This is a genomic window from Neisseria oralis (assembly GCF_045062685.1).
GTDB lineage: Bacteria > Pseudomonadota > Gammaproteobacteria > Burkholderiales > Neisseriaceae > Neisseria > Neisseria oralis.
Genome location: NZ_JBJGEB010000011.1, coordinates 1 through 19,208, shown reverse-complemented (window position 1 = coordinate 19,208; position 19,208 = coordinate 1). Strand labels below are relative to the sequence as shown.

18 protein-coding genes and 1 tRNA gene are annotated in these 19,208 nt (G+C 53.0%); 15 read left to right on the top strand and 4 right to left on the bottom strand.

Annotated features, from left to right (window positions below):
• Nucleotides 1-34: 34 nt before the first annotated feature.
• From ACI43T_RS09975 to ACI43T_RS09965, 3 genes are all read right to left on the bottom strand, one after another.
• On the bottom strand, nt 35-2,242 hold the full coding sequence (locus ACI43T_RS09975; RefSeq protein WP_308022990.1) for a type I secretion system permease/ATPase: 2,208 nt from the start codon (nt 2,240-2,242) through the stop codon (nt 35-37).
• Between the two features lie 36 nt (nt 2,243-2,278).
• Complete coding sequence (locus tag ACI43T_RS09970; protein WP_405386835.1) at nt 2,279-3,559, bottom strand: TolC family protein; 1,281 nt, start codon at nt 3,557-3,559, stop codon at nt 2,279-2,281.
• 382 nt (nt 3,560-3,941) lie between these two features.
• Nucleotides 3,942-4,727 (bottom strand): inositol monophosphatase family protein, encoded by a 786-nt coding sequence (locus ACI43T_RS09965; protein ID WP_405386833.1) that lies wholly within the window; start codon nt 4,725-4,727, stop codon nt 3,942-3,944.
• Between the two features lie 186 nt (nt 4,728-4,913).
• Here ACI43T_RS09965 and ACI43T_RS09960 point away from each other — a divergent pair, with 186 nt between their 5' ends.
• The 7 genes from ACI43T_RS09960 (at nt 4,914) to ACI43T_RS09930 (ending at nt 10,457) form a co-directional block, all read left to right on the top strand.
• Nucleotides 4,914-5,729 (top strand): RNA methyltransferase, encoded by an 816-nt coding sequence (locus ACI43T_RS09960; RefSeq protein WP_405386831.1) that lies wholly within the window; start codon nt 4,914-4,916, stop codon nt 5,727-5,729.
• 63 nt (nt 5,730-5,792) lie between these two features.
• Nucleotides 5,793-6,641, top strand: a complete 849-nt coding sequence (locus tag ACI43T_RS09955) for a DUF1853 family protein (RefSeq protein WP_405386829.1) — start codon at nt 5,793-5,795, stop codon at nt 6,639-6,641.
• A gap of 36 nt (nt 6,642-6,677) precedes the next feature.
• Nucleotides 6,678-7,934 carry an RsmB/NOP family class I SAM-dependent RNA methyltransferase gene (locus ACI43T_RS09950; protein ID WP_405386827.1) on the top strand — a complete coding sequence of 419 codons (1,257 nt, stop codon included), beginning with the start codon at nt 6,678-6,680 and terminating at the stop codon, nt 7,932-7,934.
• Between the two features lie 124 nt (nt 7,935-8,058).
• Nucleotides 8,059-8,370: a Grx4 family monothiol glutaredoxin gene (grxD, locus tag ACI43T_RS09945; RefSeq protein ID WP_009173677.1), complete on the top strand. Its 312-nt coding sequence runs from the start codon at nt 8,059-8,061 to the stop codon at nt 8,368-8,370.
• A gap of 130 nt (nt 8,371-8,500) precedes the next feature.
• Entirely contained in the window at nt 8,501-9,127 is a 627-nt protein-coding gene (gene upp, locus ACI43T_RS09940) for a uracil phosphoribosyltransferase (protein ID WP_405386825.1), read from the top strand.
• Nucleotides 9,128-9,206: 79 nt separating this feature from the next.
• Nucleotides 9,207-9,530 carry a DUF2322 family protein gene (locus tag ACI43T_RS09935; RefSeq protein ID WP_405386823.1) on the top strand — a complete coding sequence of 108 codons (324 nt, stop codon included), beginning with the start codon at nt 9,207-9,209 and terminating at the stop codon, nt 9,528-9,530.
• Between the two features lie 120 nt (nt 9,531-9,650).
• Nucleotides 9,651-10,457 (top strand): DUF4198 domain-containing protein, encoded by an 807-nt coding sequence (locus tag ACI43T_RS09930; RefSeq protein ID WP_377079768.1) that lies wholly within the window; start codon nt 9,651-9,653, stop codon nt 10,455-10,457.
• 86 nt (nt 10,458-10,543) lie between these two features.
• Here ACI43T_RS09930 and ACI43T_RS09925 read toward each other — a convergent pair whose 3' ends face one another.
• Nucleotides 10,544-11,104, bottom strand: coding sequence for a pseudouridine synthase (locus tag ACI43T_RS09925; RefSeq protein WP_297958192.1), 561 nt, complete (start codon nt 11,102-11,104; stop codon nt 10,544-10,546).
• 130 nt (nt 11,105-11,234) lie between these two features.
• On the opposite strand from ACI43T_RS09925, the gene ACI43T_RS09920 reads away from it, so the two are divergent.
• The 8 genes from ACI43T_RS09920 to ACI43T_RS09885 all read left to right on the top strand — a co-directional run.
• Nucleotides 11,235-11,327, top strand: a tRNA-Ser gene (locus ACI43T_RS09920).
• 231 nt (nt 11,328-11,558) lie between these two features.
• The gene (locus tag ACI43T_RS09915) at nt 11,559-13,784 is read left to right on the top strand and encodes an NADP-dependent isocitrate dehydrogenase (protein ID WP_405386820.1); all 2,226 of its coding nucleotides are present in this window, start codon (nt 11,559-11,561) and stop codon (nt 13,782-13,784) included.
• Between the two features lie 81 nt (nt 13,785-13,865).
• Nucleotides 13,866-14,309: an RpiB/LacA/LacB family sugar-phosphate isomerase gene (locus ACI43T_RS09910; protein ID WP_405386818.1), complete on the top strand. Its 444-nt coding sequence runs from the start codon at nt 13,866-13,868 to the stop codon at nt 14,307-14,309.
• Between the two features lie 132 nt (nt 14,310-14,441).
• Nucleotides 14,442-15,821, top strand: a complete 1,380-nt coding sequence (gene norM / locus ACI43T_RS09905) for a multidrug efflux MATE transporter NorM (RefSeq protein WP_405386816.1) — start codon at nt 14,442-14,444, stop codon at nt 15,819-15,821.
• A 66-nt stretch (nt 15,822-15,887) separates the two neighbouring features.
• Nucleotides 15,888-16,661 carry an LEM-3-like GIY-YIG domain-containing protein gene (locus ACI43T_RS09900; protein WP_405386814.1) on the top strand — a complete coding sequence of 258 codons (774 nt, stop codon included), beginning with the start codon at nt 15,888-15,890 and terminating at the stop codon, nt 16,659-16,661.
• 46 nt (nt 16,662-16,707) lie between these two features.
• Nucleotides 16,708-17,748 carry a UDP-N-acetylmuramate dehydrogenase gene (gene murB / locus ACI43T_RS09895; protein ID WP_405386812.1) on the top strand — a complete coding sequence of 347 codons (1,041 nt, stop codon included), beginning with the start codon at nt 16,708-16,710 and terminating at the stop codon, nt 17,746-17,748.
• Nucleotides 17,749-17,803: 55 nt separating this feature from the next.
• Nucleotides 17,804-18,460, top strand: coding sequence for a TetR/AcrR family transcriptional regulator (locus tag ACI43T_RS09890; RefSeq protein ID WP_009173687.1), 657 nt, complete (start codon nt 17,804-17,806; stop codon nt 18,458-18,460).
• Nucleotides 18,461-18,558: 98 nt separating this feature from the next.
• Nucleotides 18,559-19,208: Rossmann-fold NAD(P)-binding domain-containing protein (locus tag ACI43T_RS09885; protein ID WP_405386810.1), on the top strand; the 650-nt coding region annotated here is incomplete at its 3' end.

The window sequence follows — 19,208 nt, the reverse complement described above, 5'->3', positions numbered from 1 at the left end:
GTCTGAAACGGCCTTTTATTATGAATAGGCAAATCTAACTGTTGGCCGACGCCGCTTTTGCAGGCTGAGCCTGCGTATTTTGCTGTACGGCAGGATGGTTAGCCTGCTGTTTTGCCCTATTTTGTTGTTCACTTTGCATCAGATTCTGCAATACCAAATCACGCGGGCCATCCATCACAACTTTACCGTTGTCCATAACGATAATTCGATTGACAATCTGTAAAACCTGCGGGCGGTGGGTAACCAACAACATCGTGCGGTCTCTGCCCCATTGGGCGATGGCATTCAGTGCGATACGTTCGGTTGCTTGGTCAAGGCTGGTCGTAGGTTCATCCAGTAATACCACGCGCGGATCACGCAAAGTCATACGCGCCAAAGCAATAATCTGTTTCTGCCCTCCAGACAAACCCAAACCGTCCTCACCCAACGGCATATCCAACCCACGCGGATGGTTGCGGATGATTTTGTCCAAACCGAAACGTTTTAAAGCCACTAGCAAATCCTGATCAGTCGAATAGCCGTCAGTACGCGCCAAATCCATGTTCTCACGCAACGTGCCTAAAAACAAACGGGGAGCCTGACTCAACAGAACGACTTGATTACGTAGGAAATTCGGATCCAACTGCCGCATATCGACACCATCCAAAGTAACATTACCTTTTTCAGTGTCATACAGGCCGCTTGCTAGTTTCAGCATGGTACTTTTACCGCTGCCAATGCGTCCCAAAATACCGACTTTTTCACCCGGCCTGATGGTAATCCGCAAATCGCTGACGGCGGAACTAGAATCCTGCTGGTACTTGAACGAAACATTCTCAAATGTAATCGCACCCTGAACATTATCCAATGTAATATATTTACGTTCCGGACTACGTTCAATGGGGCGGGATACGATATCATTCACTCCCTGCAAAGCCAGTTTGGCTTGCTGGAAACGAGTCGCCAGACCGGCAATTTGTGCCAACGGAGCCAATGCTCGTCCAGACAAAATCACTGAAGCAATCAATGCACCCATCGTAATGCGCTCCGCCGTATTTTCGGCATGAATCAGATAAGTGCCAACCAATACCAGAAACACTGTATTCAACTGTTGCATGGCAACGGCAAAGTTAACCATCAAGTTACTGGTATCTTTGACTTTAATGGACGAGGCGGAGGTTTTTGCCGTGTATTCGTCCCAACGTTGTTGTGCCCAAGAAGTCGCATTGTTGGTTTTCAGGGTCTCAATACCTTCAATGGCTTCGACTGCCAAACCGGAACGCTGCGAGCTTTCCTTCATTGATTCATTGATATAACGGGACAATGGGCGCTGTACCAATAACCCCACAATTACCACAATAGGAATAATAATAAGAGGAACTAAAGCCAATTTACCACCGACAATACCGATGACGGTAATGAATAAAAGCAGAAACGGCAAATCTACCAAGGTCAGCAAACTGGCACTGGTCATAAAATCACGTACCGATTCAAATTCGCGCAAATTGTTTGCATAAGAACCAGAGGATGCGGGACGGTCAGCCAAACGTAACGCCATGACTCGACGGAACAGTGCAGAACTGATAATCAAATCCGCTTTTTTACCTGCAATATCCGTCAAGTGGCCTCGAATCATTTTTGCGGCAAATTCGAATAAAATCGCCAATACGACACCGATACTCAAAACCCACAATGTTTCATAAGCTTGGTTCGGAATAACGCGGTCATATACATTCATCACATACAGCGAGCTTACTAATGCGAGAAAGTTGATGATGATAGTTGCCAGAATGACTTGATAATAGTAACCGCGGAAACGCCAAATGACTTTCCAAAACCATGCTTTCGGCAGGTGATATTCCGGCAGCTCCGAACGGTTGTCCGAAACCATTTTAGGCTTGATAAACCAGCAATAACCTAAATAGAGAACGGACAACTGGGCATGATCAAGCTCCTGTTCCAAACCGTCTACCTGTCTGATATGGTATTTTCTATCCTTACCCGCACCTTCGATTTTTGTAATGACCGCAGCCTCTTCATTATGAAGGATTGCCAGCACCGGTACGGCCAAAGACGGAATATCTTCCAGACTACGTTTGGACAAAGTATTCTCAAAACCGTGACTGCGCAGTACTTCGGTCAAAGAGTGATAGTTGACATTGAGCTTCTTATCCCGAACCACCTCTGCCGACAGTGCCGCTTCGGACACAGGCGCACCCAGCAGACGGGTGACTAACGCAACATGTTCAATTATGGCTTTCATGATAATTATTTCGCGTAATGATTATGGATTTATGACTTATTTCTTTATCCCTGCCCAAACGGCCATTTGGGATTGCGCTACCAGATAATCCAGTGCAGCGTCCCTAAAATCGTTGTGCGCAGTAACGTTTTCCTGTTCGATACTCGACAATTCGTTATAGGCGCCAAGGACGTCCGTTAATGTACGGCGGGCGATTTTGAATTGTAGTTCGTAAGTTTTGACTACGTCTTTTTGGGCTTCGATATGTTGTGCAGTAATGTCGGCACGCTGTTCGCTCTGCATCATGTCTATTTCGGCCGTCTGTGCCTTTTCACTTGAATCACGCAATATTTGTTCGGACTTGGCTTCTGCAGCGACTAAAGCATGTGCATTTTTTTGAACATTGTGGCGCGCCGCAATATCCAACACGTTCCACGCCATATTGACATAGAGCTGTTTGCTTTCTTTGCCCGCCACGCCTTCCAGATTGATGGCCGGCAGACGTTCCGATTTGGATACGGCCAACTCTCCTTTTACACTTTCCTGCTCGGCTCTTTGTGCCAGATAGGAGGGACTCAGTTTACCGTCGGATGATTTGTAACTTTTAATCAGAGATGAAGCGGTTTCGCTTTTGAACGGATCCTGTAAATCGGAAGGATCCAATTTTCTACCCGTATAGCGCGACAACCGGCTGAGGGCCAACTCCATTGTGCGCTGCTGTTGGGATATGGCTGTTTCGACCTGAAGTTGGCGGGCACGGGCTTCTATCAGCTCGGAACGGCGCCCGCCATCGTATTTCACGATAACATTCAAATCCTTAAGCAGATTATTGTGGCGCACTAAGCTTTTACGGTTGATGAGCAGCATTTCTTTGGCGCGCAGTGCATTCAAATATAACTTGCCTATTTCGCTGCCCAATTGTTCCTGTGTTTCAAAATATTTGTATTTGAAATATTCTTCCTTGCTCTTATCGCGGCGCACGGCGGCTTGGATGCCGCCCCAGGAATAGAGGTTCATCGAACCGCGCACGCCTATTCCGTTTTCGCGGTCGTTACTGGAATATTTGTTATCCTGCTTCAATACTTGGACGCCCGTCAGCGTCAACACCGGATAATGGCGGGCGCGGGTCGCCTTGGTCGTACTCTTCGCCGAATCTTCCGTTGCTTTGGCTTCCAATACTGAAGGGTCGTTCAGCAAAGATGCTTTAAGGATGTCCCTCAACTCTATCGCGGCCGCGGTTTGCATGGACAACAGGCAAAACATGGGCAAAACGGAAATTTTGATAAGCCATCTGCCTGTATGTAGCAGCGTTTTTTTATTGAAATCAGAATTTTGCATAAGGTTCACAACGAGTGTTATCCATATATGTGCACAATAACCAGCCTCTAAAACGGTCTTAAAATACAGAAGAAAACCGTCTGATATGCTGATGATTTGGGAAGCATATCACTTTATTTAACATTTCTCATCATTTTGCGACAAAAGGTAAATACACGCACTTAAAGTATGCTGTCATTATTTATATTACGCGGATGATTGTTTATCCGGACATTCTCACCATAACCTTTGATATACATACATTTATTGATTCTATGGTTATCCTGATTACATTTACGTTTGCTTATAACATAAGCTGTAAGGGTTTTGCGGTGTTGCATACTTACAAATAAAAAGCAGGCCGTCTGAAAATTTTCAGACGGCCTGCTTTTTATTTCCGTCATCAGTTGTGGACACCGATAATCTGGAGCATTTGCGCCAGCACTTTCGGGTTGCCTGCAACGATATTGCCGGTTTGCAGCCAAGTATCGTTGCCCTGCATGTCGGTTACGATACCGCCGGCTTCTTTCACGATTAACGCGCCAGCGGCAACATCCCAGGGTTTCAGGTTAAATTCGAAAAAACCGTCCAGCCTGCCCACCGCTACCGAACACAAATCCAAGGCAGCAGAACCTTCGCGGCGGCCGCCTGCGGTTTTAGACAGAAAATCTTTCAGGATGGCGAGGTATCTGTCCATCATGCTTTGGTCGACTACGGGGAAACCCGTACCAATCAGACAGCGGTTCAGCTCGACGCGGTTGGAAACGCGGATGCGGCGGTCGTTCAACAAGGCACCCTGTCCGCGCGACGCCATATATAAATCATTGCGTTCAGGTGCATAAACCAGTGCTTCCTGCAACACGCCTTTGTGCAGCAACGCCATAGAGATGGCATATTGGGGGTGGCCGTGGAGGAAATTGGTCGTGCCGTCGAGCGGGTCGATAATCCATTCGTATTCGGCGTCGGACTTGCCGTGAGAACCGCTTTCCTCACAAGTGATTTTGTGATGGGGATAGGCTTCTTTGAGCGCGTCGACCAAAATCATTTCGGACTCGCGGTCAACATTGGAAACAAAATCGTTAAAGGCTTTGCTGTCGATTTTTACCGCCTCCAGATTTCCTGAGGCGCGAATCATCATCTGCCCGGCTCGGCGGGCGGCTTTAAATACGGTATTTAAAATCGGGTTCATGGCTTTCTTCCTAATCAGGTACAATAACGCGCGGCACAGGCTGCCATACCTGCGCCGCAGCATACAGACTTTGAAACAGACGTTTCCAATGTTGTTAAAGAGCTTTCAGACGGCCTCAAGGCCGTCTGAAACAGTATGGGAACGGGCTGCATTATACTCCAAATACCCTGTCGCTTCCGAAATAAAATGAACCAGTTAAAACCCGCCCTGCCCGATTTCCTGAACAATATCCGCATCGTGCTGACCCGTACCAGCCATCCCGCCAACATCGGTTCCGCCGCCCGCGCCATGAAAACCATGGGATTGAACGATTTGGTGCTTGTCGCACCGAACCTGATGTCCACGCCGATGACGGCCGTCCCGCCCGTATTCGACCCGCAGACCCCTCAGGATTTTAAACTGCCGGAAGAAAGTTTCACTCTTGCATCCGGTGCGGCGGACGTATTGCACAATGCCCGCATCACGGCCACGTTGGACGACGCACTAGCCGACACCACCATCAGTTGCGCCCTTACCAGCCGCCGCCGCGAAATCACCGCCCCGCTGCAAACCCCGCGCGAACTGGTTCCCGAATTATTGCAGGCGGCTCGGCGCGGCGAACAGGTTGCCCTTGTCTTCGGCAACGAAACCTTCGGCTTGAGCATCGAAGAAGTGCAGGCCTGCAACCGCCTGATGACCATCAACGGCAATCCCGACTATTTCTCGCTCAACCTCGCCCAGGCGGTGCAGGTCGTGTGTTACGAAATCTTCAGCCAAACCGATATGCCCATGACCCACCTGCAACAGGAAGACCACGCCGCCACCCACGAGCAAATCAAAGGCATGGTCGCCCACATGGAAAGCGTTATGGACGACATCGGTTTCTTCAACCGCCGCAACAGCGAACGCCTGATGCGCCGAATGCAAAGCCTGTTCGGCCGCGCCAACACGCAAACCGAAGACATCGACATCCTGCGCGGTTTTTTCAATACCGTCAGCCATCGTTTGAACAAAAAAGACTGATTAAAGGCCGTCTGAAACACGTTTCAAGCTTTTCAGACGGCATGACCCGACATTCGAGCAAACATGAACTACGCCCTAGACGCATTATGGTGGAAACTCACCGCCCCTTCCGTCCGCAATCTCGCTTCGCTGCTGACCGCGCCGCCTTTGTGGCATAGCGGTTGTGAACTAAGCGTGCGCGAATTGCTGGGCGAACAGGGTTTCCGCTACCTTTTGGCTTTGGATGCCGATCCTGCGCCGCTGACGGAACACCTCACCCAACGCGCCCCGTTCGGACACCGGCTCGGCATTTACGCCGAAGAGCTGCTGGCATTTTGGTTTGCCCACGCACCGCACGCCAAACTGCACGCACGCAACCTGCCCGTTTTTTCAGACGGCCAAACCTCGGGGGCGGCGGATTTTGTCGTTTCCCTCAACCGACAGGTTTACCATATTGAGCTGGCGTGCAAATACTACGGCGGCAGCCAAGTGCAGGACTTGCGTGGCCTCAATCCCAAAGATACGCTGGCAGGCAAAGTCGCCAAACTGGTTCAACAACTAAACCTGCTGCGCACGCCGCAAGGCAGGGAAACCCTGACAACGCAAGCTTTGCCGGACAGTCCCGTTTCCGTGTCCGTCATGCGCGGCATCGGCTTTTTTCCACACGGCTTCGATGCCTTCGCGCCGCCACTCAACCCATATGGCTGGCGCGGCGTGTATATTCGAAACTGGGCGGAATATCGGTTTGAGCGTACCGAAGCGCGTTATCACCTGCTCGACCGTATGGCCTACCTCGCTCCGGCGCGGGTCGCCGAAACCGATACTTTGAACGAAACCGAAATCCGCCGCATCGACAATGGTTTGATTGCTGTTTTGGAATTGCGCCCCGACGGCTTTTGGCATGAGGCCGAACGCATCATGAAGGCCGTCTGAAAACCATCTATATTTACTCAAGAGAACCCATTGATTATGAACGCCGCACAACTCGACCATACCGCCAAAGTTCTGGCTGAAATGCTGACTTTCAAACAGCCTGCCGATGCCGTTCTGTCCGGCTACTTCCGCGAACACAAAAAACTCGGCAGACAAGACCGCCACGAAATCGCCGAAACCGCCTTCGCCGCCCTGCGCCATTATCAAAAAATCAGTGCCGTCCTGCGCCGCCCGCATGCCCAGCCGCGCAAAGCCGCACTTGCTGCACTCGTCCTCGGCAGAAGCACCAACATCAGCCAAATCAAAGACCTGCTCGACGAAGAAGAAACCGAGTTCCTCAGCAGTCTCAAAGCGCGCAAAACCGAATTTTCAGACGACCTCCATACCGCCGCCGAATTGCCGCAATGGCTGGTGGAGCAACTGCAAAAACATTTCAGTAAGGAAGAAATCCTCGCCTTCGGCCGCAGCATCAACCAAGCCGCGCCGCTCGACATCCGCGTCAACACGCTCAAAGGCAGACGCGACAAAGTGCTGCCCCTGCTTCAAGCCGAAAGCCCCGATGCAGAAGCCACGCCCTATTCCCCTTGGGGCATCCGCTTGAAAAACAAAATCGCCCTCAACAAACACGAATTGTTTTTAGACGGCACGCTTGAAGTCCAAGACGAAGGCAGCCAGCTCCTCGCGCTGCTCGTGGGTGCCAAACGCGGCGAAATCATCGTCGATTTCTGCGCCGGCGCGGGCGGCAAAACCCTCGCCGTCGGCGCGCAAATGGCAAATAAAGGCAGAATCTACGCCTTCGACATCGCCGAAAAACGCCTTGCCAACCTCAAGCCCCGCATGACCCGCGCAGGACTGACCAACATTCACCCCGAACGCATCAGCAGCGAACACGACAGCCGCATCGCCCGCCTGAGCGGCAAAGCCGACCGCGTTTTGGTCGATGCCCCCTGCTCCGGCTTAGGCACGCTGCGCCGCAATCCCGACCTCAAATACCGCCAGTCGCCCGAAACCGTCGCCAAACTTTTGGAACAGCAACACAGCATCCTCGATGCCGCCGCCAAACTGGTCAAACCGCAAGGCAGGCTGGTTTACGCCACTTGCAGCGTGTTGCCCGAAGAAAACGAAATGCAGGTCGAACGCTTTTTGGAAGAACACCCGGAATACGAACTGCTCGACTGCGCCGGCCTGCTCGCCGGTTTGAAAATCGATTTAAACACCGGCAAATACCTGCGCCTCGATTCGGCGAAACACCAAACCGACGGATTCTTCGCCGCCGTCATGCGGCGCAGATAAAGTTTCAGACGGCCTCGGTTCCATGCCCGTCCGCCGAAAGAACCATTCAAAATTCCGGCAAAGCGCGTATAATGGCGGGAATTTTGATGCAACCGCACAATCCGTTCATTTTTAAGGAACAAACATGACCACCATTCATGACCAAATCAAAGAAGTCGTTACCACACACCCCATCGTACTGTTTATGAAAGGCACCAAGCAGTTTCCCCAATGCGGTTTCTCATCCCGCGCCGTGCAAATCCTGAAAGCCGTCGGCTGCGAAAACTACGTTACCGTCAACGTCTTGGAAAATGACGCCGTCCGCCAGGGCATCAAGGAATACAGCGACTGGCCGACCATCCCCCAGCTCTACGTCAACGGCGAATTCGTCGGCGGCGCAGACATCATGATGGAAATGTACGAAGCAGGCGAATTGCAAGAGCTGCTCAAAGCCTGATTCAGGCTTAACCGACCGAAGGCCGTCCGAAACCGTTTTCAGACGGCCTTCAGCGTATCTTCCGCGCCTTTGCGCTTAACACAAAAAAACGTATAATCGCCGCATCTTTCCACGCCACACCGAGACAGCAATGAACGTAACCATCATCGACCATCCGCTGGTCAAACACAAACTAACCCTGATGCGCGAAGCTGATTGCAGCACCTACAAATTCCGCACCCTGACCACCGAACTCGCGCGTCTGATGGCCTATGAAGCCAGCCGCGACTTCGGCACCGAAAAATACATCATCGACGGTTGGTGCGGGCAGATTGAAGGCGACCGCATCAAAGGCAAAACCCTGACCGTCGTACCGATTCTGCGTGCGGGCCTAGGTATGCTCGACGGCGTGCTCGACCTGATTCCCACCGCCAAAATCAGCGTGGTCGGCCTGCAACGCAACGAAGAAACCCTCAAACCCGTTTCCTACTTTGAAAAATTCGTCGACAGCATGGAAAAACGCCCCGCACTGATTATCGACCCGATGCTGGCGACCGGCGGCTCCATGGTCGCCACCATCGACCTGCTCAAAGCCAAAGGCTGCCGCCACATCAAAGCGCTGGTGCTGGTCGCCGCCCCCGAAGGCGTGAAAACCGTCAACGAAGCGCATCCCGACGTTACCATCTACACCGCCGCGCTCGACAGCCACCTGAATGAAAACGGCTACATCATCCCCGGCCTCGGCGATGCCGGCGACAAAATCTTCGGCACACGCTAACCCCCCAATCCCGAACCGTACCGGCTTGAAACCAACCGGTACGTTTTTTTCAGACGGCCCGACCCTGCAAAGGAAAACCATGAACTTCCAAGACAACCTCTCGGCCATGCCCGATATTTCCCACCTGAGCGGCCTCGACATCCTCGACGCACAAGGCAAGGTGCTGCACCATATCCCCGCCGTACAAGGCAAACTGGGTTCGCTCAAGCTCTACAACGTACTGGCGCAGGAATTCGACAACCGCCTCGACTCCGCCGCCGCCGAACGCGGCCTGTCCCTGTTTGCCGAGCATACCGCCGATGCGCGGGCCAATCCGGGCAAACATCCGAACATCGACCTGCTGTTCAAGGTCAAAACGCAAAATCTGGTATTGCAACTGCGCCCTGTCGAAGCCCGATCTTGACCTTCATTATTTAACAGGCCGTCTGAAAACCCATTTTCAGACGGCCTGTTTTCAAAATGCTTTGCACTGAATGAAATATGTTATAATATAACAGTTTTCCAACTGCATTGAGAAAACACCATGAACAAAACAGCCCTGCTGCTTGCCTGCACCCTCCTTTGCTCCACCGCCGCCCACGCCCACCGCGTCTGGGTTGAAACCGCCCATACGCACGGCGGCGAATATCTGAAGGCCGAACTGGGCTACGGCGAGTTTCCCGAATTGGAACCGATTGCCGAAGACCGCCTGCACATTTTCAGCAAACCGATGCAGCTTATCACCGAAAAAGGCAAAGAAAACCTCGTCCGCAAAGGCAGTTACAATTACCAATACCAAAGCAACAAACCGGTTAAAGACGGCAGCTACCTCGTTATTGCCGAATACCGCCCGACATTCTGGTCCAAAAACAAAGACGGCTGGAAACAGGCCGACATGACCAAAATGCCCGACGCCACATATTGCGAACAAACCCGCATGTACGGCAAAAACATCGTCAACGTCGGCCACGAAAGCGCCGATACGAAAGTCATTACCCGCCAAATCGGCCAGGCGCTGGAAATCGTACCGCTGAACAATCCCGCCAACGTCAATGTCGGCGAACCGTTTAAAGTGAAAGTATTGTTCAACGGCGAACCGCTGCCGAACGCCACCGTAACCGCCACTTTCGACGGATTCGACACCAGCGACCGCAGCAAAACGCACAAAACCGAAGCCCAAGCCTTCTCAGACACCACGGCCGCCGACGGCACCGTCAACATCATCCCGCTGCGGCAAGGTTTCTGGAAAGCCAGCGTCGAACACAAAACCGATTATCCCGACCAAAAAATCTGCCAAAAACAAGCAAACTACACGACCCTGACTTTCCAAATCGGCCATTCCCATCATTAAGCCACATAAGACAGAGGCCGTCTGAAAACAGCAAACCCGTTTTCAGACGGCCCCTCTCGCATCAAAAAACTGTCGGAACAAATCCGCTACGGCCTAAACGGCGCAAACCGCCATTCGCCCAAACCCAAGCCCAAATCAAACACATTCAGACGGCCTACCGCCACGCGTACCAGCCGCAGGCACGGATAACCCGCCTTAGCCGTCATGCGCCGCACTTGGCGGTTTTTACCTTCAGTGATTCGGATTTCCAGCCAGAAATCCGGTACGGTCTTGCGCATACGAACTGGCGGGTTGCGCGGCCATAAAATATCCGCCTCCCCCGCTTCCAACAATCTTACTTTGGCCGGACGGGTAACGAAACCGCCCAAATCCATCCCGTTGCGCAACAAATCCAATTTTTCCTCATCAGGAGAACCTTCCACCTGCGCCCAATAAGTCTTTTCCCGCTTGAACTTCGGGTCGGCAATCTGCGCCTGAAGCACGCCGTTATCCGTCAGCAGCAGCAAACCCTCGCTGTCGGTATCCAACCGGCCGGCCGGATAAAAACCCGGCCTATCCACATAGTCTTTCAAGCAGGGATGCTTTTCATGTTCGGAAAACTGACAAATCACGCCGCAGGGTTTGTTGAATGCAATCAAATCGTCCATATCGCCCCCTCAAAAAACCGCTCATTTTACTGCCGACATAATTCAAATACAATTCAAACCCTTAATCAGCCGCCCAAACAATCACGCTTGACACAAAACCTACCGGCAGTTATAGTGCGCATTCCTTAATGGAGTAATGGCTGAGAGGCTGAAGGCACTTCCCTGCTAAGGAAGCATGTGGGGTCAACCTGCATCGAGGGTTCGAATCCCTCTTACTCCGCCAGCTTTAATAAAAAACCCATTGTTTGCGCAATGGGTTTTTTATATTTCCGCTACCTGAAACCCGGAGGCCGTCTGAAAACTGAAAACGTTTTTTCAGACGGCCTTACATACATTCCGCCCAAACAATCTTTGCGTGCGCACTCCTTAACGAAATATGCCATAATAGCCCGAACACGCCGCACCGTGCCGCGTGTCCGAAAAGAAAAACTTAACCTACATAGAGAATAATCCCATGACTCAAAAATCCACCATTATCTACACCCATACCGACGAAGCCCCCGCGCTGGCGACCCAATCCCTGCTGCCGATTGTGCAGGCATTTACCCGCCATGCCGGTATCGAAGTCAAAACCAGCGATATTTCCCTGTCCGGCCGCATTCTGGCGGCGTTTCCCGAATATCTGACCGAAGCGCAGCGCGTACCCGACGCGCTTGCCGAGTTGGGCGAACTGGTGAAACAGCCCGACGCCAACGTGATCAAACTGCCGAACATCAGCGCGTCCGTACCGCAACTGACCGCCGCGATTAAAGAATTGCAGGCAAAAGGCTTTGCCGTCCCAGATTACCCCGCCGACCCGCAAACCGATGAAGAAAAAGCCGTACGCGAACGCTACGACCGCATCAAAGGCAGCGCGGTAAACCCTGTCCTGCGTGAAGGCAACTCCGACCGTCGTGCGCCTAAAGCAGTAAAAAACTTTGCGAAAAAACATCCGCACAGCATGGGCGCATGGACGAAAGACTCCAAAACCCACGTTGCCACCATGCAAAGCGGCGACTTTTTCCATAACGAACAATCCGTTACCGTACCCGATGCAACTTCCGTATCCATCGTGTTCACCGATAAACAAGGCAACAAAAAAGAGTTGCGCGAGCCCGTCGCCCTGAAAGCCGGCGAAATCATCGACGCGACCGTAATGAGCAAAAAAGCCCTGCTCGCCTTCCTTGCCGAGCAAGTAAAAGACGCGAAAGCAAAAGGTGTATTGTTCTCGCTGCACATGAAAGCCACCATGATGAAAGTGTCCGACCCGATTATCTTCGGACACGCCGTCAAAGTGTTCTTCGCGCCTGTTTTTGAAAAATTCGGCGACAAACTGGCTGCCGCCGGCGTCAACGTCAACAACGGCTTCGGCAACCTGCTTGCCAATCTGGACAAACTGGATGCGGACACCCGCGCTGCCGTCGAAGCCGAAATCGCCGCCGTTTACGCCGCCAACCCCGATTTGGCGATGGTCGATTCTGACAAAGGCATCACCAACCTGCACGTCCCCAGCGATGTCATCGTCGATGCTTCCATGCCCGCGATGATCCGTAACTCCGGCCGTATGTGGGACAAAGACGGCAAAGCGCAAGACACCAAAGCCGTGATTCCAGACAGCAGCTACGCAGGCGTTTACCAAGCAACCATCGACTTTTGCCGCGAACACGGCGCGTTCGATCCGACAACCATGGGTACCGTGCCCAACGTCGGTCTGATGGCGCAGGCAGCCGAAGAATACGGTTCGCACAATAAAACTTTCGAAATCGAAGCCGATGGACAAGTTCAAGTCATTGATGCAGCGGGCAAAGTCCTGATACAGCACGACGTTGAAGCTGGCGACATCTGGCGTATGTGCCAAACCAAAGACGCGCCCGTCAAAGACTGGGTACAACTCGCCGTCAACCGCGCCCGCCTAAGCAACACGCCCGCCGTGTTCTGGCTCGACGAAAACCGTCCGCACGACAAGAGCCTGCTTGCCAAAGTCAAAGCCTACCTTGCCGAACTGGATACCGACGGCCTCGACATCCGCGTCCTCGCCCCTGAAGAAGCCGCCAAGTTCAGCTTGGGTCGTCTAAAAAACGGCGAAGACACCATTTCCGTTACCGGCAACGTCCTGCGCGATTATTTGACCGACCTGTTCCCGATTTTGGAACTCGGCACCAGCGCGAAAATGCTGTCCATCGTTCCCCTCATGAACGGCGGCGGTATGTTTGAAACCGGCGCAGGCGGCTCCGCACCGAAACACGTCCAACAGTTCCTCGAAGAAAACCACCTGCGCTGGGACTCACTGGGCGAATTCCTCGCGCTTGCCGTATCGTTTGAACATCTGGCGCAAAAAACCGGCAACACCAAAGCCCAAGTCCTCGCCGACACGCTGGATGCCGCCACCGAAAAACTGCTGTTGAACGACAAATCGCCCAAACGCAAAGCAGGCGAACTCGACAACCGCGGCAGCCATTTCTACCTCACCCTCTACTGGGCGCAAGAGTTGGCAGCTCAGGATAAAGACGCAGAGTTGAAAGCAGCGTTTGCGCCGTTGGCCAAATCGTTGGCGGAAAACGAAGCCAAAATCGTCGCCGAACTCTCCGCCGCACAAGGCAAAGCAGCCGACATCGGCGGCTACTACGCTCCCGACGCAGCAAAAGCCACCCAGGCCATGCGCCCGAGCGCAACGTTCAATCAGGCATTGGCAGCGCTGTAAGGCAAAAGGGATTGAGAGGCCGTCTGAAAACGGCATATCTTCTTTCAGACGGCCTCTCCCGAAACAGTAGAAAGGAAAAACATGCGTATCGTTATCGCTGCGCCGTCTAACGGCACCGAACTCAAAAACGCCCTCAAAGCCCGCCTGCAAACCGACCCGCGCGTCAGCAGGCTGACTGATTTGTCTGTTCCCGACGGTACTTATCCGCAGCTTTCGTTTGCCGCCGCCCAAGAAGTCGTCGCCGGACGGGCCGACCGCGCGATTCTGATTTGCGGTACGGGCGTAGGCACGGCCATCGCCGCCAACAAAGTACGCGGCATCCGTGCCGCCACCGCGCACGATTTGGTTACGGTACGCGGCTCGGTGGAAAACTACGACGCGCAGGTGCTGTGTATGGGGCAAAACGTTATCGCCGCCCCTGCCGCTTGGGCGCTGGTGGACATCTGGCTCGACCTGCGCCACGACACAAGCAGCGGCTACGCACCGAAAGTCGGCGAGATTGATGCGTTTGAGCGCGGAGCATAAATTTTCAGACGGCCTCCGCATCCGATTTAAAACGCCTCCTCTGTTTCCCAACCATTGCACCGGCCGGAACCCTGTTTTCAACCAAGCCGTTTCTTTTCAGACGGCCTTTTTTCTTCCCGACATACCAATTTTATGCTGCTCGACCTCAACCGCTTTTCCTTTTCCGTCTTCCTGAAAGAAGTCCGCCTGCTGACCGCCCTTGCCCTGCCCATGCTGTTGGCGCAGATCGCGCAGGTGGGCATCGGTTTCGTCGATACCGTGATGGCGGGCGGTGCGGGTAAGGAGGACTTGGCGGCGGTGGCTTTGGGCAGCAGTGCGTTTGCCACGGTTTATATTACGTTTATGGGCATTATGGCGGCGCTGAACCCGCTGATTGCCCAGCTTTACGGCGCGGGTAAAACCGGTGAAGTGGGCGAAACGGGGCAGCAGGGGATTTGGTTCGGGCTGTTTTTGGGGATTTTCGGCATGGTATTGATGTGGGCGGCGATTACGCCGTTCCGCAACTGGCTGACCTTGAGCGATTATGTCGAAGGCACGATGGCGCAGTATATGCTGTTCACCAGTCTGGCGATGCCGGCGGCAATGGTACACCGCGCCCTGCACGCCTACGCCTCCAGCCTGAACCGCCCGCGCCTGATTATGCTGGTCAGCTTCGCGGCGTTTGTGTTGAACGTACCGCTGAACTATATTTTTGTTTATGGCAAATTCGGCATGCCCGCTTTGGGCGGCGCAGGCTGCGGACTGGCGACGATGGCGGTGTTCTGGTTCAGCGCGCTGGCGTTGTGGATTTATATCGCCAAGGAAAAATTCTTCCGCCCGTTCGGACTGACGGCAAAATTCGGCAAACCGGATTTGGCGGTGTTCAAACAGATTTGGAAAATCGGCGCACCCATCGGGCTGTCTTATTTTTTGGAAGCCAGCGCGTTTTCGTTTATCGTGTTTTTGATTGCGCCTTTCGGCGAGGATTATGTGGCGGCGCAGCAGGTCGGCATCAGTTTGTCGGGGATTCTCTATATGATTCCGCAAAGCGTCGGCTCGGCAGGGACGGTGCGCATCGGTTTTTCGCTGGGGCGGCGCGAATTTTCGCGGGCGCGTTATATTTCGGGCGTATCGCTGGTGTCGGGCTGGGCGCTCGCCGTGATTACCGTGCTTTCCTTAGTATTATTCCGTTCCACGCTGGCAAGCATGTACAACGATGATCCGGCGGTTTTAAGCATCGCCGCCACCGTCCTGCTGTTCGCCGGCTTGTTCCAACCGGCAGACTTCACCCAATGCATCGCGTCCTACGCCCTGCGCGGCTACAAAGTCACAAAGGTGCCGATGTTCATCCACGCCGCCGCCTTCTGGGGCTGCGGCCTGCTGCCGGGCTACCTGCTCGCCTACCGTTTCGATATGGGCATTTACGGCTTCTGGACGGCATTGATCGCCTCGCTCACCATCGCAGCCATCGCCTTGGTGTGGTGCTTGGAATTGTGCAGCAGGGAGATGGTCAGATCGCATAAGGCCGTCTGAAATTTCTTTCAGACGACCTCCATTGATATTTCATTTACGGCTTATTCACTTTTAAGGGAAAAAAAAATGTTTTCAACTTCCATTATAGAAAAACTTGCTTACTATGTTTATTGCTTGATTGATCCTAGAGACGGCAATATTTTCTATGTAGGTAAAGGCGTGGGCAATCGCGTTTTCCATCATGCCCTAGGTTCATTACAAGAAACAGAAACGCCAAGTGATAAAATTGCTTTGATTAGGGAAATACATAAAAGCGGACACCAGCCCGTGTATTACATTCTGCGGCACAACATCCAAACAGACAAACAAGCTTTTGAATATGAAGCGATGGCAATAGACCTACTCTCCCTAGTCAAGCCGAGCCAGCAGCCGCTGACTAATATTCAAGGGGGTACGCATTCTTCAAAAGTAGGATTAATGAGCTTGTCGGAATTAAAGCGACAATATGATGCTCAGGAATTAAAAACTGGTGAACCCATTGTTTTAATTACGATTAATAACGAATACGAGAAACTGAAAAAAGACATTAGATCCGGAAATATTCCTGAAGCCGATAGGCATAAGGAAATTTATGAACGCACACGGAAATATTGGAAAATTGGAAGCAGGCGCGAAAAAGCAAAATATGCAGTTGCAGTCTATCGCGGTTGGACATTGGCAGTGTATGAAATCGAAAGATGGATTTCTGCCGACGATATTATTCAAGGCCGTTGGATGTTTGAAGGCAAGCCGTTACCAGAAGACTCCGACATTTATAAAGAAATCGTGAATAAGCTGACCTATTCTTCCCAAGAAAATTATAAAGCGCCTCAAAACCCCATTACCTATCGTAATTGTTAAATAGTAAGTTTTCAGACGACCTGAATCCACAAAATCACAAATCATCATGCAACCCATCCAATACCAAACCGACCTCACCCCCTACAACACTTTCGGTCTTCGCGCCCAAGCCCAAGCCTTTATCGCGCTCGAACACGCCGACGAGTTGCGCGACATCGTCCGACTGCCCGAGTTCGACCGCAATACCGTTTTATGGCTCGGCGGCGGCAGCAACATCCTTTTGATGCAGGATTACGCCGGAATGGTCGTACATATGGAAAACAAAGGCATACGCGAGATTGCGCGTTCAGACGGCCTCGTTTACATCGAAGCGCAGGCAGGCGAAATCTGGCACGATTTTGTCCTGCACACTGTCGCGCTGGGTTTGAGCGGTCTGGAAAACCTGAGCCTGATTCCGGGTACGGTCGGCGCGTCGCCCGTGCAGAACATCGGCGCATACGGCGTTGAGGCGAAAGACGTGATTCACAGCGTGCGCTGCTTCGATTTGGATACGGAAACCTTTGTCGAGCTTTCCAATGCCGACTGCCGCTTCGCCTACCGCGAAAGCCTGTTCAAGCAGGAAGGCAAAGGGCGTTATGTGATTGTTTCGGTCGTATTCGCCCTGAAAGAGCGTTTCGAGCCGAATTTGGGTTATGGCGATTTGGCAGCCGCCGTTGCCGAACTGAGCGCGGGCAGGGCGCCGACGGCGAAAGATGTTTCCGATGCAGTGTGTGCAATCCGCAACAGTAAACTGCCTAATCCTAACGTGCTTGGTAATGTCGGCAGTTTCTTTAAAAATCCCGTCGTCAGCGCGGAAAAAGCCGCTTCCCTGTTGCAGCAGCATCCCGATATGCCGCGCTATCCGCAGCCCGACGGCTCGGTCAAACTTGCCGCCGGCTGGCTGATCGACCAATGCCGTCTGAAAGGCTTCCAAATCGGCGGCGCGGCGGTACACGACAGGCAGGCTTTGGTTTTAGTGAATAAAAACAATGCTTCTTCAGACGACGTCTGGCATCTGGCACAGCATGTCTGTAATACAGTATTTACTCGATTTCAGGTAGAATTACACGCCGAACCCAATTGGCTGCCTGCTTCGTACGGCCTGTAAACAGCGGCAGCGACACTGTTTATTCATTCTGCCGATGCGCGCAAGGAGCTACGACGTGGCACGAGAATCTAAAATCAATACATACACCCGAATCATCAACGACAGCCTCATCCTTTTCAACGAAGAAGGCGAGCGCAATGTCAGCACCAACCATATCGCGGCACATTTGGGCATCAGCCCGGGCAATCTTTATTATCACTTCCGCAACAAAGACGAAATCATCGTCCAACTCTTCAAACGCTACAGCGAAGCCTTGCTGGAATACCTCAACGACACCGCGCTGCCTTCCAGCGTGGAAGACTCCATCAACTACATGGCCGGCATTTACGACGTCATGTGGGAATACCGTTTCCTGTTCAGCGACGTCAACACCCTGCTTGCGCGCAGTTCCGAATTATTGGGCGAACACAACAATTTCACCCAAGCCAAAGTCTCGCCGCTCTTGGTCAACCTGCTCTCCCAGCTCAACGGCCTCAACATCATCCGCGCCGACCAGATTGCCATGAATGATTTGGCCGTCAACATGTGGATGATAACGAAATACTGGTTCGACTTCGACAGCTCCCTGCGCGGCAGGGCCAAGCTGACCAAAGATTCCAAAGCACGCGGTATCCGCCGCACCCTCAGCCTGCTGCGGCCTTATCTGCTGCCGCAATACATAGAGGAATTCGACCGTAAAATCAGCGCGGCGGCAGACATCGGCAATTCTTAAGCCGCAGGTATTTTTCAGACGGCCTCAAGACCCGATTCGGCGAAACAACACGACAATACCCGTCCGCAACCTTCAGGCCGTCTGAAAAAGGATTCCACATGAACACCACTCCCCCCGACTGCGCCATCCTCGGCCTGGGTTATCTCGGCCTGCCGCTGGCACAGAAACTTTACGAGCGCGGCAGCCGCGTCTGTGCCGTCAAACGCAGCCTCACCTCCGACGACATCAACCTGCCGATTCGACTCGACACCGCCGACCTCAACCGCCCCGACGTTTTTCAGACGGCCTTTTGGCAACATTGGGCAGACAAACCGACTTGGTTTTGCCTGCTGCCGCCCTCGCCGCTGACACACTACGCCGATACGTTGAAGCAATGGCTGGCGCTGGCCGAACACATGGGCGTACAACATATCGTTTACACAAGCAGCACCAGCGTCTACGGCAACGCCGTCCGCGTCTGCGACGAAAACACCCCGCCCGACCCGCAAACCGAAACCGCCGTGCAAATCCTCGCCGCAGAAAAAATCTTACTCGCCGGCCGCATCCCTCATATCGACATCCTGCGGCTGGGTGGCCTGTATTCCGCAACCCGCCACCCGCTCAACCGGCTGCTTTTAAAAAACAATATCCGCGGGGGCAGGCATCCCGTCAATGTCGTCCACCAAGATTCGGCCGTGGCCGCCCTGTTTCAGACGGCCCTGCATCCCCAAGGCAGGCGCATCCGCAATATCGTCGAACCCTCCCACCC